Annotated in this window: 14 protein-coding genes; 6 read left to right on the plus strand and 8 right to left on the minus strand. The window is 63.4% G+C overall.

The annotated features are described in order from the left end of the window. Window positions 1-47 precede the first annotated feature (47 nt). Complete coding sequence (locus ISS99_RS16125) at window positions 48-1,610, minus strand: bifunctional GNAT family N-acetyltransferase/carbon-nitrogen hydrolase family protein (protein ID WP_204632592.1); 1,563 nt, start codon at window positions 1,608-1,610, stop codon at window positions 48-50. An 87-nt stretch (window positions 1,611-1,697) separates the two neighbouring features. Here ISS99_RS16125 and ISS99_RS16130 point away from each other — a divergent pair, with 87 nt between their 5' ends. Both ISS99_RS16130 and ISS99_RS16135 read left to right on the plus strand, forming a co-directional pair. Beyond that, window positions 1,698-3,068: a formimidoylglutamate deiminase gene (locus ISS99_RS16130; protein WP_204632593.1), complete on the plus strand. Its 1,371-nt coding sequence runs from the start codon at window positions 1,698-1,700 to the stop codon at window positions 3,066-3,068. Window positions 3,069-3,478: 410 nt separating this feature from the next. Next, window positions 3,479-3,643 carry a hypothetical protein gene (locus tag ISS99_RS16135; protein ID WP_204632594.1) on the plus strand — a complete coding sequence of 55 codons (165 nt, stop codon included), beginning with the start codon at window positions 3,479-3,481 and terminating at the stop codon, window positions 3,641-3,643. Here the strand turns inward: ISS99_RS16135 and ISS99_RS16140 are convergent. Continuing rightward, window positions 3,640-4,590 carry a LysR family transcriptional regulator gene (locus ISS99_RS16140; protein ID WP_204632595.1) on the minus strand — a complete coding sequence of 317 codons (951 nt, stop codon included), beginning with the start codon at window positions 4,588-4,590 and terminating at the stop codon, window positions 3,640-3,642. The genes ISS99_RS16135 and ISS99_RS16140 overlap by 4 nt on opposite strands. Window positions 4,591-4,785: 195 nt before the next feature. Here ISS99_RS16140 and ISS99_RS16145 point away from each other — a divergent pair, with 195 nt between their 5' ends. The 3 genes from ISS99_RS16145 (at window position 4,786) to ISS99_RS16155 (ending at window position 8,226) form a co-directional block, all read left to right on the plus strand. Continuing rightward, window positions 4,786-5,904 (plus strand): aldo/keto reductase, encoded by a 1,119-nt coding sequence (locus ISS99_RS16145; protein ID WP_204632596.1) that lies wholly within the window; start codon window positions 4,786-4,788, stop codon window positions 5,902-5,904. Between the two features lie 63 nt (window positions 5,905-5,967). After that, window positions 5,968-6,801 (plus strand): alpha/beta fold hydrolase, encoded by an 834-nt coding sequence (locus ISS99_RS16150; protein WP_204632597.1) that lies wholly within the window; start codon window positions 5,968-5,970, stop codon window positions 6,799-6,801. Window positions 6,802-6,948: 147 nt separating this feature from the next. Continuing rightward, entirely contained in the window at window positions 6,949-8,226 is a 1,278-nt protein-coding gene (locus ISS99_RS16155; RefSeq protein ID WP_204632598.1) for an MFS transporter, read from the plus strand. Between the two features lie 4 nt (window positions 8,227-8,230). On the opposite strand, the gene ISS99_RS16160 is transcribed toward ISS99_RS16155, so the two are convergent. From ISS99_RS16160 to ISS99_RS16170, 3 genes are all read right to left on the minus strand, one after another. Further along, on the minus strand, window positions 8,231-9,133 hold the full coding sequence (locus tag ISS99_RS16160; RefSeq protein WP_204632599.1) for a LysR family transcriptional regulator: 903 nt from the start codon (window positions 9,131-9,133) through the stop codon (window positions 8,231-8,233). 88 nt (window positions 9,134-9,221) lie between these two features. Continuing rightward, the gene (locus ISS99_RS16165) at window positions 9,222-10,517 is read right to left on the minus strand and encodes an alkaline phosphatase family protein (RefSeq protein WP_204632600.1); all 1,296 of its coding nucleotides are present in this window, start codon (window positions 10,515-10,517) and stop codon (window positions 9,222-9,224) included. A gap of 176 nt (window positions 10,518-10,693) precedes the next feature. Then, window positions 10,694-11,416, minus strand: coding sequence for a carbonic anhydrase (locus ISS99_RS16170; RefSeq protein WP_204632601.1), 723 nt, complete (start codon window positions 11,414-11,416; stop codon window positions 10,694-10,696). Window positions 11,417-11,642: 226 nt separating this feature from the next. Between ISS99_RS16170 and ISS99_RS16175 the strand changes: the two genes are divergently transcribed. Further along, on the plus strand, window positions 11,643-12,119 hold the full coding sequence (locus ISS99_RS16175) for a nuclear transport factor 2 family protein (RefSeq protein WP_204632602.1): 477 nt from the start codon (window positions 11,643-11,645) through the stop codon (window positions 12,117-12,119). A gap of 271 nt (window positions 12,120-12,390) precedes the next feature. Here the strand turns inward: ISS99_RS16175 and ISS99_RS16180 are convergent, their stop codons facing one another. From ISS99_RS16180 to ISS99_RS16190, 3 genes are all read right to left on the minus strand, one after another. Further along, a complete protein-coding gene (locus ISS99_RS16180) occupies window positions 12,391-13,641 on the minus strand; it encodes a TIGR03862 family flavoprotein (protein WP_204632603.1) in 1,251 nt (416 codons plus the stop codon). Between the two features lie 116 nt (window positions 13,642-13,757). After that, window positions 13,758-14,285 (minus strand): methylated-DNA--[protein]-cysteine S-methyltransferase, encoded by a 528-nt coding sequence (locus ISS99_RS16185; RefSeq protein ID WP_204632604.1) that lies wholly within the window; start codon window positions 14,283-14,285, stop codon window positions 13,758-13,760. Continuing rightward, a complete protein-coding gene (locus ISS99_RS16190; protein ID WP_204632605.1) occupies window positions 14,282-15,799 on the minus strand; it encodes a DNA-3-methyladenine glycosylase 2 family protein in 1,518 nt (505 codons plus the stop codon). The genes ISS99_RS16185 and ISS99_RS16190 overlap by 4 nt, the downstream gene beginning before the upstream one ends. Window positions 15,800-15,885 lie beyond the last annotated feature (86 nt).

Consider the following 15,885-nt stretch of genomic DNA (forward strand, 5'->3'; position numbering starts at 1 on the left):
TCGCGCCGGCCTTGCAGCGCCTGTGATCTCCTGGCGTGGGCGCGGCATTACCGCGCCTTGCTCAACCACCGTGTTTCGTACAGGTCGTAGCGTCGGTCCTTGAGGTTTTGCACCGCACCGGCATTGCGCGCCCGCGCCAGGCTTTCCAGGCGCAGATCCGCAAACAGCACCGTTTCGATATTCGGCGTGGTATCGGCGGCGATGCCATCGCGTGCGAACGGGAAGTCGCTGGGGGTCAGGATGCAGCTCTGGCCGTACTGGATGTCGAAGTTGTTCACGCCCGGCAGATTGCCGACGTTGCCGGAAAGCACCACGTAGCACTGGTTCTCGATCGCACGCGCCTGCGAGCAATAGCGCACGCGCAGATAGCCTTCGCGCACGTCGGTACAAAAGGGCACGAACAGAATCAGCGCACCCTGGTCGACCAGATGCTTGGCCACTTCCGGAAATTCCGAGTCGTAGCAGATCATCACACCGATCGGGCCGCAGTCGGTCTGGATGGTGGCGGCGCTATCACCGCCGGTGACGTTCCACACCACGCGCTCGCTTGGGGTTGGATGCAGCTTTTCGCGCTCGTGGATCGAGCCGTCGCGCAGGCACACGTAGCACACATTGTGGATGTCGCCGTTCGACTGCTCGGTCGGATGCGAGCCGGCGACGATATTGATGTTGTAGCTCACCGCCAGGCGGCTGAAGAGTTCTTTCACCTGCGGCGTGTAATGGCTGAGCTTGCGAATGGTCTCGACCGGCGAAAGCTCTTCATTCTCGATCGACAGCAGTTGCAGCGTGATGAGTTCGGGGAAAGTGACGAAATCCGCACTGTAGTCCGCGGCGATATCGGTGAAATACTCCACGTGCGTGGCAAATTCCTCGAAGGATTTTATACGCCTCTGCAGGTACTGCACCGTGGCTACGCGCACGGAATCGGGCAGGTGTTGGGGCGATTTCACCGATGGGATATCCGGCTGATTCATCAGCGCCGGGTTGCGCCACACCAGGTGCGCACCGTAGCCGTGCGAGTCGTAGTCCATCGGCACATAGGCACGCAGCAAGCCGATGAATTCGAAATCGTTGGCGAGTTGGAAGCTGAGCGTGGGGTCGCGCCGCTTTCCTTCGATCACCGCCTGCACATAGGCTTCGGGGTTGCCGTAGCGCTGGATGTTGCGCGCCAAGCCCGGAATGCGCCCACCGAAGGTGATGCCGCGCAGTTTCAGGTCGATGCACAATCGCTTGCGCGCCTGGTACAGGCGCTGGCCGATGCGCATGCCGCGGTAATCCGGATGCACTACCACTTCCATGCCGTACAGCCAGTTGCCGTCTGGATTGTGCCGCGAAGCCATGCCGCCGCCGGTGATCTGCATCCAGGTATGCGGCTTCAAGGCCAGCGATTCGTCGATGCGGAAAGTGGCGCAGTAGCCGACGATGTTGCCTTCGTATTCGACGACGAACTGGCCTTCGGGAAAATGCGTCTGCTGAGAGCGCAGCATTTCTGCCGAATGGCCCCATTCAGCGGTGTAGACGCGGGCGGTGAGGTTGACCAGGGCTGGCACGTCGGCGGGCGTGGCCAAGCGCAAGGTGAGCTTGGGCGCGTTTTCGTTTTTCTTGGCCATATCGTCATCCTTCCGCAGGAAAGGTGAAGCGAACGCGATACTCGATCCCTATTGCCTTAAACTTCGCAAGCCATTTGGAGATTGTTCATGAGCAACGTACCTGCGGTCTACACTTTCAAGGCAAGGCATCTTTGGCAAGCAGCGGCATGGCATGGCGAAGCCGCTTTTTCGGTGGATGACCGGGGCAGGATCGCCGCCGCTTCCGCCGAGTCGCCCCAGCTTCTGGACAGCTGGGTGCTGCCCGGCATGCCCAATCTCCATTCCCATGCCTTCCAGCGCGCCATGGCAGGCCTGGCCGAGCGCCGCGGCCCAGGCGACGACTCCTTCTGGACCTGGCGCGAAACCATGTACGGCTTTGCTGCGCGCATCGACCCGGAAACTTTGCAAGCCATTGCTGCCCAGCTCTATGTGGAGATGCTCAAGGCCGGCTACACCCAGGTCTGCGAATTCCATTACCTGCATCACCAGCCCGACGGTACACCCTACGCGCAACCGGAAGCGATGTCGCTGGCCTTGATCGAAGCGGCACGCGAAGCGGGCATTGCACTGACTTTGCTGCCGGTGCTGTACGTGAGCGGCGGTTTCGACGGCCGCCCGCTATCGCAGCGCCAACGCCGTTTCGGGCACGACGTGGACAGCTATCTGTCGTTGCTCGCAAGCCTGCGCAAGCTCGAAAACGACAACCTCCGCGTGGGTGCGGCGCTACATTCCCTGCGTGCCGTTCCGGAGCAGATCTGGCGCAAGGTCATCGAGAGCGAAGCACTGAAAAGCGGGCCGATCCACATCCACATCGCCGAGCAGATCGGCGAAGTGCAGGACTGCCTCGCCACCCGCGGTGCACGTCCCGTGGAATGGTTGTTCAACCACGCGCAGGTCGATAAGCGCTGGTGCCTGGTGCATGCCACTCACCTTACGGACGCGGAAACTGCGCAGCTCGCGCGCAGCGGGGCGATCGCCGGGCTGTGCCCGACCACCGAAGCCAATCTGGGCGATGGGCTGTTTCCGCTGGCACATTACCTTGATGCGGCAGGCACGCTGGGTATCGGTTCGGACTCGCACATTTCCATTTCGCCGGTGGAAGAGCTGCGCTGGCTGGAATACGGCCAGCGCCTGAGCACGCGCCATCGCAACGTTGCAGCACGACGTGCCGAAGACAGCGTAGGCGAGACCTTGTGGCGGGCTGCATTGAAGGGGGGGGCGCAGGCCGCGGATTTGCCGATAGGTTCGCTCGCCGAAGCACAGCGCGCCGATTTCATCGTGCTGGACCACGAGTCGCCGCTGCTCGCTGCGCGCGACGAACGCTCTGCCATGGACAGTTTCCTGTTTGCCGGCAATACGCCGCTGGTGCGCCACGTGATGGCGGGCGGCCGCTGGGTGGTGCGCGATTTTCAGCATCGCGACGAAGCGCGCATTGCCGCGCGTTATCGCATGGCCATGAAACGACTTACCGAGGCGTGAGCCGAGTCGGCAGGTACATTGACTACGTGCAGCAGGTTTGCAGCCGGAGCCGGGTCATCGGAAGGCTGCTGCCCGCTACCTCGCGTGGCGGCTTCCGGCTGCAAGCCTGCTGCACGTGGTCGTCTGGCAGGGGAATGGATCGACGGTCGTTGCTTTTGGTTTGTGTTCGACGCGCTGCATAGGATGGCGGCAGCGCGATAGAAATCGGATAAAAGTTCTGCGCCGGCGCGTAGAGAATCCGTAACTTTGCCGGCGCAAACGCGGCGTTTGGCCAGGGCGCGCAGCGGAACTTGCTTTCACTGGCCTGACGATGAGGCTGAACCCTCGGCATCAGTTCAGGTTGGCGGCGTCATCGCGATGATTCCGGGCGACGTTTTCCGACGTGAGTTTCAACTCACGAGGAGATCACCATGCGCCGTTATCTTTCTGTTTTTCTGATTGCCCTGGCCGTGCTCGGCGGCACGCTGGCGCAAACGGGTTGTGTCGTCGTGGCGCCGCGCCCGGCCCGCGTGTGGGTGCCCGGCTACTGGGGCTATGGCCACGCTTGGGTGGGTGGCTACTGGCGTTACCGCTAAGCCTTTGCAGAAGGGGCGGAACGATGTCGGCCAGCCGCTTCGCGCGTACCCCATTCACGGATGAAGTCGATGAACACGCGTAGCTTGGGCGGCACCTGGAACCGGCTCGGGTAGTACAGGTAGAAGCCGTCGAACGGCGGCAGCCAGGCTTCAAGCACGCTTTCCAGACGCCCCGCATCCAGTGCGGGGCGCGCGGAAATTTCCAGCAGATTGGCGATGCCCAGGCCGTCTTCGGCGGCGCGCAACGCCAGTGAGATGTCGTTGACGGTCAGGCTCCCGTCAACGGCCATTTCGTACCAGCGGCCTTTTTGCGGGCCGCCGCGATGTGCGAATTCCCAGCGATAGATCGCGCCGCTGCTCGGCAGGCGGAACTTGATGCAGCAGTGGTTTTGCAGGTCCTTCGGATCCTTGGGATAACCGAATCGTTTGAAATACGCCGGCGCTCCAACCACCACTGCGCGCACGGCGCCGCCGATGGGAACGGCGACCATGTCGCGCTCTACGCGTTCGCCCAGGCGAATGCCGGCATCGAAGCCTTCGGCGATCAGGTCGCTGAGCGCATTGTCGACGCGAATATCCAGCTGCACGTCCGGCCAGCGCGCCATGAATTCGCCGAGCATGGGCTCGATGATCGTTTGCGAGACCACGTAAGGCACCGTCAGCCGCAGCGTGCCGCGTGGCCGCTCGCCATGCTGGCGCACGGCATCCATCGCCTGGTCCAGTTCGTTCAGTGCAGGCGTGATGCGGTGGAGCATTTCCAGGCCTGCTTCGGTGAGGCCGACGCGACGGGTCGTGCGTTGCAGCAGGCGCGTGCCGAGCTGGTTCTCCAACTGTTGCAGCGTCTGGCTTAGCGCCGAAGCGGTCACGTCGAGCGCGGCCGCGGCCCGGGTAAAGCTGCCGTGTTCGGCAATCGCGCGGAAGGCGCGCAGGGCGTAGTGGTCGCGCATGGTTCAACACTCCGCGGGTCGAGCCCAAGATTTTTGCCGTGCCAGGAGTTCGCGGGTCCCGGGCTGTGCCGGGGCAACGGTGTCCGGCCTGAAGATTAATTAGTTTTACTAAAAAATGCATCAAGCTAATGACGGTTTTTCAACAGGATCTCGTGGCGCACACTGCACCCCGTCTTCCACTGATGGAGTTCCCCCATGTCGCTCGATCAATACTTCACCCTGGGTCGTTCCGGCCTGCGCGTCAGCCGCCTTTCCCTTGGCACGATGACCTTCGGCGACGATTGGGGCTGGGGCTCCGCCGTCGATACCGCGCGTGCCATGTTCGACCGTTACCTTGAGGCAGGCGGCAACTTCATCGATACCGCCGACCTGTACACCGAAGGCACCAGCGAAAGCATGCTGGGCCAGTTCATCGAGCAAAGCGGCACGCGCGACCGCGTGGTGCTGGCCACCAAGTTCACCTACAACGCGCAGCCCGGCAATCCCAATGCGGGCGGCAACGGGCGCAAGAACATCATGCGCGCGGTGGAAGGATCGCTGCGCCGCCTGCGCACCGACTACATCGACCTTTATCTGTTGCACACCTGGGACCGCATCACGCCCGCCGAGGAAGTCGTGCGCACGCTCGACGATCTGGTGCGCGCCGGCAAGATCCGCTACGCCGGCCTGTCCGACGTGCCCGCCTGGTATGCCGCCCGTGCGCAGACCTACGCCGAAGCCCATGCGCTGACGCCGCTGGTGAACATGCAGCTCGAATACTCGCTGGCCGAGCGCAACATCGAACACGAATACGTACCGCTGGCGCAGAACCTGGGCATGGGCATCACCGCCTGGAGTCCGCTGGCGATGGGCATGCTTTCGGGCAAGTACAAGCCCAGCCAGCAGGGCGGGGAAGGCGAGGGACGCCTGGCCAAGGTGACTGCCGCCCCCGGCTTCGAACGTTTCACCGCGCGCAACTGGAAGATCGTGGCAGAACTGGAACAGGTCGCGAAGGAAGCGGGCCAGAGCATGGCGAGCGTGGCATTGAACTGGGTGGCAACCCAGCCGGGCATTGCTTCGGTGATCATCGGTGCCACCAAGCTGGAACAGCTCGATGCAAATCTTGCGGCGCTGTCCTTCACGTTGCCGGCGCCGTTGCGCGATCGCCTGGACGCGATCAGCGCCATCGACAAGCCATTTCCGTATTACATGTTTACCGATATCCAGCAGACACGCATTCACGGCGGCGTGGCCGTGGGCGACAAGCCGGAAAGCTATGCATCGCGAGTGTTCGTGCCGGCCGTTCAGGCACGTGAGATCAGCGCCAAACGCTAATTCGCGACGCCTTCCCTCTGCATGCAGGGGGAAGGCGCTACCACGCAAATTCGAGGAATAAACATGAGCCATACAACGACCCACTGGATTGACGTTCCCCACGCGCGGCTACACGCCGAAGAAGCCGGCAACGGCGAGGCCATTACCATGCTGCATGGTTTCCTGGTCGACAGCGGCCAGTGGGACGCGGAGTTCGCGGCTTTGGCCGATACCTATCGTGTTTTGCGTTACGACGCACGCGGCTTTGGCCAGTCTGAGATCGAGCCGGGCGCGTATGCGCACCACGACGATCTGGCCGCCGTGCTCGATGCGCGCGGCATCCGCCGTACCGCATTGCTGGCCTGCTCGGGCGGCGCGGCGATCGCACTGGATTTCACCCTTGCGTATCCCGAGCGCGTCAGTGCATTGATCTTCGTCGGTGCCGGCTACTGGGGTCGCTATGCAAGCAGTACGCCCGCCGCCCGCGCCTTTTTGCAGGCGCTGGGCACGCTCGATGCGAATGGCTTGATCGACAGCTCGCTGCGCGCCTTCACCGATGGTCCATGCCGTTCGCCGAATGAAGTGGATCCCGCGGCACGGAAGCATACCGAGGCGATGACGACGCACTTGTTCAAGCGCGAAACCAGCTACTACACACGTGCTGCACAGGATCAGCGCACGCCGCAGCCGGCGGCGTTGGAACGTCTGGGCGAAATCAAAGTGCCGACGGTGTTGATGGTGGGCAGCGAGGACCAGGCCGAAGTGCACGACCTGAACCGTGAACTCGCACGAGGCATCGCCCATGCTCGCGCACTGATGATCCACGGGGCAGGGCATCACGCCAATCTTGAGGCTCCAACCCAGGTACTGACTGAAATACGCCACGCGATGGCGGCAAAGATGGAAGACGCCGCGTAACCGCGACGTGGCCATGGTTCACGGCCGGGCAGCGGTTACGCCCGGGCCGTGATTGATATTCGGCAGCTATCGAGCCGGACCAGCCGCATTATCGATCGTTGCCCGGCTGCCCATTATGCTTGTGCCATTCGTTTCGACGACATCGCCATGGACACCAGCCCTGCCAGCAAAACGCCGGTCCCTTGGACCGATGACGATTTGATCCGTCACGGTACGCCGGCTTTCCGGCATACCAACCTGGCGCTGTTCGCCGCCGGACTGGCCACGTTCGGTCTGCTGTACTGCGTGCAGCCGCTGATGCCGCAATTCAGCGCGCACTACGGTGTCAGCGCGGCCGCCAGTGCCTTGTCGTTGTCGTTGACCACCGGCGTGCTGGCGTTTGCCATGCTTTTTGCGGGCGGCGTATCCGATAGCTTCGGTCGCAAGTCGGTGATGGTGGCATCGCTGCTTTCCTCGGCCGTGCTGGTCCTGCTTACCGCCTGCATGCCGAACTGGTATGCCCTGCTGACTATCCGCACCTTGCTCGGCCTGACCTTGAGCGGCCTGCCGGCGGTGGCCATGACTTATCTCACCGAGGAAATGCACCCCGAATCGATCGGCCTGGGCATGGGCTTGTACATCAGCGGCAGCGCCGTGGGGGGCATGAGCGGACGCTTGATCTCCGGCGTGGTCGCCGACTACTTCGGCTGGCGCGTGGGCGTCGCCGTCGTTGGCGTGATCGGGCTGATCTCGGGGCTGGTGTTCTGGCGATCGTTGCCACCTTCGCGCCACTTTCAGCCAAAGCCGTTGCAGTGGCGAGCGTTGTATGCGCGCTTTACGGGCATGTTTCGCGATCCGGGTCTGCCGTGGCTGTTCGCGGAAGGCTTCTTGCTGCTGGGTGCGTTTGTCACCGTCTACAACTATCTTGGCTATCGCTTGCTCGCGCCGCCCTACAACCTCAGCCAGACGGTGGTCGGCCTGATTTTCGGTATTTACCTGATCGGCACCTTCAGCTCGGCGTGGATGGGACACCTGGGCGGCAAGCTTGGGCGGCGCAAAGTGTTGTGGACGGCGTTTGCGCTGATGCTGCTGGGCACGGCCTGCACGATGACGGCCTCGCTGTGGCTGATCATCCTGGGCATCGTTGCGATCACCTTCGGCTTTTTCGGCGGACACTCCATCGTCAGCAGCTGGGTGGGACGGCGCGGCGGAACGGCCAAGGCGCAGGCATCGTCGATGTACCTGTTCAGCTATTACATGGGATCGAGCATTGCCGGTGCGAGCGGTGGGCTGTTCTACGCGGCGAATGGCTGGAATGGCGTGGCGTGGTTCGTTGGCGTGCTGGTGCTGGCGGGGTTGCTGATCGCGCTCAAGCTCTACCGCTTGCAGCCGCTGCCGCAAATCCTCACGCCGCCGGCACCGATGAGCAAGGGAGCCATGCCGTGAGACCCTAGCGCGGGTTGGTGGCGATCAGCTTGATGAAACGCGGCACCAGCGGAGAGCGCTCGTCTTCGCGGTACACCACGTGCACTTCGGACGTGGCATCGGCATCGGCCAACGGAATGTAGTGCACGTCTTCCACGTGCACGTGCCCGCACGAGGCGGGAAGAATGGAAACACCTAATCCTGCCGCGACCAGGCCGATAATCGTGGATGCCTCGCGCGCTTCCTGCGCGATGCGCGGCGCAAAGCCGGCATTGCGGCACACCGAAAACACGTGTTCGTAGACACCTGCGCCGGCCGTGCGCGCGAACACCACGAAGGGCTCCTGCGCCAGCACCCGTGCGGGCAGCTTGCCGCGGCCGTCGATGCGCTTGAGCGCGGGATGCCCGGCCGGCAAGACCGCGACCAGCGGATCGCGGAACATGCATTTGGAGACCAGCGAGCGGGGCAGCACGTTGGGGCGAAGAATGCCGATGTGCAGCTTGCGCTCGAGCAGGGCGTCGATCTGCTGCAGTGACATCATTTCTTCCAGTTGCAGATGCACGGCGGGAAACTGCTGGCGAAAAGCCAGGATCGCGCGCGGTATGTCCTGCGACAGCGGCACGGTGCGCGTAAAGCCGATGCGCAGCTCGCCCAGTTCGCCGCGTTGCGCGCGCTGCGCCAGCTCGGTGGCGCGGTCCACCTTGGCCAGGATGTCGCGTGCTTCCTGCAGAAACAACTGACCGGGCTCGGTCAGTGCCACGCGGCGGTTGGTGCGGGTCAGCAGGCGTGCACCGACCATTTCTTCCAATTGCCGGATCTGCTGGCTGAGCGGCGGTTGCGACATGCCCAGCCGTTCGGCCGCCTTGCCGAAATGCAAGGTGTCGGCGACGGCGACGAAATAGCGAAGATGGCGCAGTTCGATGCTCACGTGCGTACTTTCGCGGCAATGCGCCCAATGCTCAAGCGTTTTCGCACCATTCCCGGTCCGAATCCGGGAATGGTGTTTCCGACGTACTTTACTGTGCTGCTGCGGGGGCCGGTTTCAGCATGCCTTGCACGTCTTCGAAACGGCCGTCGTTGAAGGCCGGCGGAATGTTGAGCACGTGCGCCATCAACGAATAGACGTCCACATTCGGGAAACTGTGATAGCGGATGCCGCTCTGAAAGGCGGGGCCGTGCGCGATAAACAGCGCCTGCATCAGCGGATCTGCATTGTCGTAGCCGTGCTCGCCCAGGCTCATGGGGCCTTTGTGCTTGGCGAGATACGCCGTGGTGGTAATGCGCCAGCCCACGTCCGCCAGGCACACCAACTGGGGTACGCGCGTGTTGGAACCGTAGTTGAAGCGCTTTGGAATGCGGGTCTTGTCCCAGCAATGCACGTGCTGCTGTGGTTGTTCGAGTTGCTCTTCGATCGCATTGAAATCGTGTTTGCGCTTGGGATTGAAACCGGCCACGGTTCCCAGATTGACTTCCTGCACGTCGTCCATCTTGATCAGCTTGTCGATCAGGATGTTGTTGCCTGCGGGTACGCTTGCCATGCCGTGATCGGCCAGCACGATGATGTTGGTCTTGTCGTACAAGCCGCGTTGGCGCAGGCCATCGACCAGGCGCGCGATTGCGGCGTCGGTATCGCGCAGGGCCTGGTTGACTTGCGGGGAGTCGGGGCCGGCTTTGTGGCCGGCGTGATCGACAGCGTCAAAATACAGAGTGATGAAACTGGGGCGTTGATCGGCAGGCAGATCCAGCCACGCCAATACCTGATCCACGCGCTGGTCGGCTGTCACCTTGCCATCGTAAGGCTTCCAGAAATCCGGGTGCTTGCCCTGGATGTCGGCGGCGGAGCCTGGCCAGAACATGCTGGCCGTGCGCAAGCCGTTCGCATCGGCGGTTTCCCACAGCGGCGTACCCTGGTCCCACCACGCGCCATTGCTCACGGCCTTGTTGTCGCTCAGCGAAAACTTGCCCAGCTCGGGATCGGACATGGTGTTGTTGACGATGCCGTTGTGGTCCGGCACCAGTCCGGTAACGATGGCGTAGTGATTGGGGAAGGTGAGCGAGGGGAAAGATGGCTGCATCGAATCGGCATGCACGCCGGTGGCTGCCATTTGTTGCAGCGTGGGCGTCAAACCGCGGTTGATGTAATCCGCTCGGAAGGCATCGATCGAGATCAGCAGCAGCGGAGTGGTCGCGGCGGCCTTGGCCTGTTCGGCCTTGGTTTCGGGCGCCGGCGCGGTGGCGGCGTGATGAAAAGTGCTGCAACCGGCAGCAAGGGTGACGAGCGAGCAGAGCAGCAGGCGGGCCAGGGGTTTCATGCAGCAGATCCGTTTTTCTTGTTGGAAAGCCCGCCCATCATCGCGCAGATGTGTGACTAATTCAGCTTTTGATGATTCTTTGCGGGACGCAAGTTTTTACTCGCTTTGATGCGCCCCTGGTCTCCAGCACCAGCCGGGGTTCCTCCAGGCTGGTGCGGGAAGGCAGTCAGGAGATGTCAGGCATTGCCGCGCATCGCGACTTTGCCGGTAGCCAGTTGATACACGCCACCCACGACTTTGACGCTGCCTTGCTTGACCGCGCTCGATACCACCGGCTGGGCCGCCGCTATGCGCGCGACGTTGTAATCGACATTGGCGCCTATCGCCGCGTCGAGTACCTGATCGCCACCTGCTTTTACCGTACTTTCGACGCCAGGCCTTATCGCGTCGACGATGTCCCAGATGTGCCCGGGGAGATCGTGCGGGTCCTTGATCTCGGCAACCGTGGCCTTGATCGCCCCGCATTCGGTGTGGCCGAGCACCACAATCAGCGGCACCTTGAGCACGCCTACTGCGTATTCCAGGCTTGCCAGGCTGTCGCTGCTCAAATAATTGCCGGCGATGCGCACGACGAACAGATCGCCTGGACCCTGGTCGAACACCAACTCCGGGGCCACGCGCGAATCGGCACAGCTGAGGATGGCTGCAATCGGATACTGTGCCTTGGCCCGCGCGGCGCGGCCGACCGAGAAGTCCTTCGGGTCGAGCTGATTGGCGGCATAGCGCGCATTGCCGGCCAGCAGCCGGCGCAAGGCGGTGTCGGGCGAAATGGCATTCTGCGGCGGGGCAGCGTCGGCCAGTACCTGTCTTGGCAGCAAGGTGCCCAAGGCAAGCAGTCCAAGGCCCGCTCCAAGAAACTGACGGCGGGACTGCAGCGAATGCGAGGGATCGTCGCACATGGTAAGTCTCCACGAGGTTGTCAGATTGGAAGCCGGAAGGATCCTCCCGGCGGTCGAGCGTTACGCAGCGCAGCTTATCTAGCTGCGCGATTCCGTGCAGGATGCGTGAAAGTCGGTCACTGGGTAAGCTGCGGCCGGATACCTCGCCGAAAAGACCGCCCATCCTCACCGGATCATGGCGGGGCCGGCGGAAAAATCCACCGCGTTGCTGCCTTCTGGAGCTCCCATGTCATCGACCGAACAGCGCCCGCCGTTGCCGCCCTTTACCCGCGAAACGGCTATCCAGAAAGTACGCCTTGCCGAGGATGCGTGGAATACGCGCGAGCCTGCCCGGGTTGCATTGGCGTACACACCGGAAAGTCGCTGGCGCAATCGTGCGGAGTTCGTTCGCGGCCGCGAAGCCATCGTCGATTTTCTCACGCGCAAGTGGGCACGCGAGCTCGAATACCGCCTGGTCAAGGAACTGTGGGCCTTCGAAGGCAACCGGATCGCTGTGCGTTTTGCCTATGAATGGCGCGACGATTCGGGCAACTGGTTTCGTTCCTACGGCAACGAGAATTGGCTGTTCGACGAAAACGGACTGATGGCCGAGCGCCACGCCAGCATTAACGACGTGCCGATTGCCGCGTCGGAACGCAAATACCATTGGCCGCAAGGACGGCGCCCGGACGATCATCCGGGCTTGAGCGATCTGGGCTTGTAACTGCTAGGGCCTGTTAGCACTATTTTCGTAGCCCGCGTTGTCGTTGAGTGGCCGCCAGGTGGTAGTGCGTGGCACTGACTTGGCTGGCTGCCAAGCCGGTGCCGCGTGCTGCCGCATGGCGGCCACTCAACGGCAACCCTTCGGGCCGGGTCTGTTTGCCCGCCACCCGGCGTCATCACTCGGTCGTGTACGGACGTACACTCCCTCACTCTTCCTTGGCTGGCGCGCAAACAGCTCCTGGCGCGGGCCACGAAAATAGTGCTAACAGGCCCTATGCTCCGTGCGCGCGCAGCCACGCTGCCGCGCCGCGCCCAGCGCGATAGCCGCTGGCGAAACAGGCGGTAAGCAGGTAGCCGCCGGTGGGTGCTTCCCAGTCGAGCATCTCGCCGGCACAGAACACGCCGGGCAGGGTGCTGGACATCAGGGTGTCGTCCAAGGCTTCCAGCCGTACGCCGCCGGCGCTGCTGATGGCTTCCGCCATGGGGCGGGCGTGCAGCAGGCGCAGCGGCAGTCGCTTGATCGTGCGCGCCAGCTCGTGCGGATCGTTGAGCCTGGCCTTGTCCAGCACTTCGTGCAGCAAGGCGACTTTCACGCCGCCGAGTCCGGTCTGGCGGCGCAAGTGATCGCTGAGCGAATGGCTGCCGCGCGGCTTTTCCAGGTCGCGCTGCAATCGCTCCAGTGGACGGTCGGGAGCCAGGTCCAGTTCCAGCGTGACGTGTCCATGTTTGGCAATCGCATCGCGCAAGGTGGCCGAAAGTGCGTAGATCAGGCTGCCTTCAATGCCAGTGCTGGTGATCACGCATTCGCCCTGGCGAACGTGGCCGCGTCCCGAGGCATCGCGCCAGTGAGCCGACACCGGCTTCAGCGGCGTACCTGCATAACGCGTGGCGAGGTAATCGCTCCAGCCGATGTCGAAGCCGCAATTGGATGGCTGCAATGGCGCGACGTCGACGCCGTGAGCAGCGAGCAGCGCCTGCCACGTACCGTCCGAACCGAGCTGCGGCCAGCTGCCGCCGCCGAGTGCCAGAACCACCGCGCCAGCCTGGATGACGCGCTCGCCGTCCGGTGTGGCAAAGCGCAGGGCGCCGTCGTCATGCCAGCCCAACCAGCGGTGATGTACGTGAAAGCGCACGCCGCTCTCGCGCAGGCGATGCACCCAGCCGCGCAACAGCGGGGCCGCTTTCAAGTCGTTGGGAAAAACGCGTCCGGAACTGCCGACAAAGGTTTCCACGCCAAGCTCGCCCGCCCACTTGCGCAATGCATCGGCGTCGAAATCGTCCAGCCAGTTGCCGATGTCGGGGGCCCGTTCGCCATAGCGCTGATCGAACTCGGGCCTCGGTTCGCCATGCGTGAGGTTCATGCCGCCCTTGCCGGCAATCAGGAATTTGCGCCCGACCGAACCCTTGGCTTCATACAGATCGACCTCGATGCCGCACGCGCGCGCCGTTTCGGCAGCCATCAGCCCCGCGGGGCCGCCGCCGATAATGGCCAGTTTGGGAGGAGAGGTGAGTGTCGAGGTCATGCTTTGACGCGCCGGCTGGGCGTGCATTGTATGCCTAGCCAGCGTGTCGCATCTCAACGGATGCAGTGGCTTCGTTCCGCTCGTGCGTATGGCATGGCCCGGCGTTGCCTCAGGGATCAGCGCAACGGCATGCCGAACAGATCGCCGCGCGCAATGCCGTCTTCCATGCCAAGCAGGAACCGTTTGGTCGGCAGGCCGCCGCCGAAACCGGTAAGGCTGCCGTCGCTGCCGATGACGCGATGACAGGGCAGCACGATCGGCAGGGGATTGCGTCCGTTGGCTGCGCCGACGGCGCGCACGGCCAACGGCTGGCCGATGCGTCGCGCCAGTTCCGCATAGCTGATCGTGCTGCCATAGGGAATCTTGGCCAGTGCGTGCCACACCTGGATCTGAAACGGTGTGCCCAGCGGATGCAGCGGCAGGTCGAAATGCTGCCGCTCGCCGGCGAAATATTCTTCCAGTTGCGTGCGCGCGAAAGCGAGTTTGCCAGGATCGTGCAGCCAGCTCGGCGGCGGTTCTTTTTTGTGCTTGCCGGTCTCGAACCACACTTCGCGCAAGCCTTGGCTGTCTGCCGCCAACAACAGTTTGCCTATTTGCGTAGAGAGATGGTCGTACCAGATGGTGTCGCGTGCCGCGATGCTCATGCTACGGCTTCCTGCTGCTGGGCAAGGGGGCGTTTGGTCGTTGCGGCGTCGGCCACGCTGCGCCACAAATGCATCACGGCATACGATCGCCATGGGCGCCACGCCTGTGCCGCCTGGGTGAGGGCCTTGGTGCTGAGCATGCTGTCTCCGTCGGACGCGGCGCGGCGCAGGATCAGGTCGGCGGCGGGAAACGCGTCTGGATGGCTGAGTCCGCGCATGGCCATGTAATGGGCCGTCCATTCGCCGATGCCAGGCAGCGCCACCCAGCGTTGCACGAATTCGTCCAGCGGTTGCTCGACCCGGAAATCCACGCGGCCATCCAGCACGGCGCGGGCGACGCCGCGAATGGTCTCCGCGCGTGCGGTGGTGACGCCCAGCGTGCGCAGATCGGCATCGGCCAGCATCTGTGGCGAGGGAAACAGGCGTTCCAGACCAGGTGCAATGGCCGCCGGCAGCGATTCGCCGTATCGCTGCACGATGCGCGAGGCCAGCGTGCGTGCGGCGGCGACACTTACCTGTTGGCCGAGAATGGCGCGCACGGCGACTTCAAAACCATCCCAACTGCCTGGCAGGCGCAAGCCTGGACGTTTGCGCAACAGCGCTTTGAAATGCGGGGTGGCACCCAGTGCCGCGTTGATCGCCTGCGGATCGGCGTCGAGGTCGAACATGCGGCGGATACGCGTGACCACCGCAAGCATTTGTGCCGGTTGCGGGCAATGCAATTGCAGGTGCAAGGCGTGTTCGTTGCCGGGCCACGCACTCAGGCGCAGCCAGCCGGGGGATTCCACCGAGCCGAATACGCGCCCATAGCTGTGATCGTCCACCTGCTCGATGCCGGGTAATGCACGGCCGCGCAGAAACGTCAGCAACGAAGCGAGGTCATACGGAGGGCGGTAACTGAGCCGCAGGCTCAGGAAGTCGTCGCCCGCTGCATGAGGATGGCGGCGCAATTCGCGCGGAGCTATCCGGTTGGCCTGGGCAAACGCGGCGTTGAAACGGCGCAGGCTGCCAAAGCCCGAAGCCAGCGCAACATCGGTGACCGGCATGCGCGTTTCGGTCAACAGCTGTTTGGCGAACAGCAGGCGTCGCGTGGTGTGCACGTCGATCGGCGGTGCGCCCAGCCGCTCCACGAACAGGCGTCGCAATTGCCGCGCGCCGACACCGACGCGCCGCGCGAGCTCGTCCACGGGATGATCCTGCAGCAGCCCGTCCTCGATCAATTTCAGCGCGCGCGTCACCACGTGATCGCCGCGCTGCCACGCATCGTTGCCCGGCGCCAGTTCCGGCCGGCAGCGCAGGCATGGGCGGAAGCCCGCACCTTCCGCAGCGGCGGCAGTGCCAAAAAAACGCACGTTTTCGGGTTTGGCCGTGGGCGCCGGACAGACCGGTCGGCAGTAGATGCCCGTGCTGCGTACGGCAATGAAGAACAGGCCGTCGAAACGCGCGTCCCGGCTCAATCGGGCCCGTTCGCAGGTTTGCAGGTCGAGCGTGGGGATGGGGGCGGCTTGGGACATAGGTGCAGGCTAGCACCGTCGACGATTGGAGACTCGCCGTTTTCGGACATCAATGCTCGAAGGGCTCGTTGTCTCGTTTTCGATGC

This window comes from Dyella mobilis (assembly GCF_016904945.1).
Taxonomy (GTDB): Bacteria; Pseudomonadota; Gammaproteobacteria; order Xanthomonadales; family Rhodanobacteraceae; genus Dyella_B; species Dyella_B mobilis.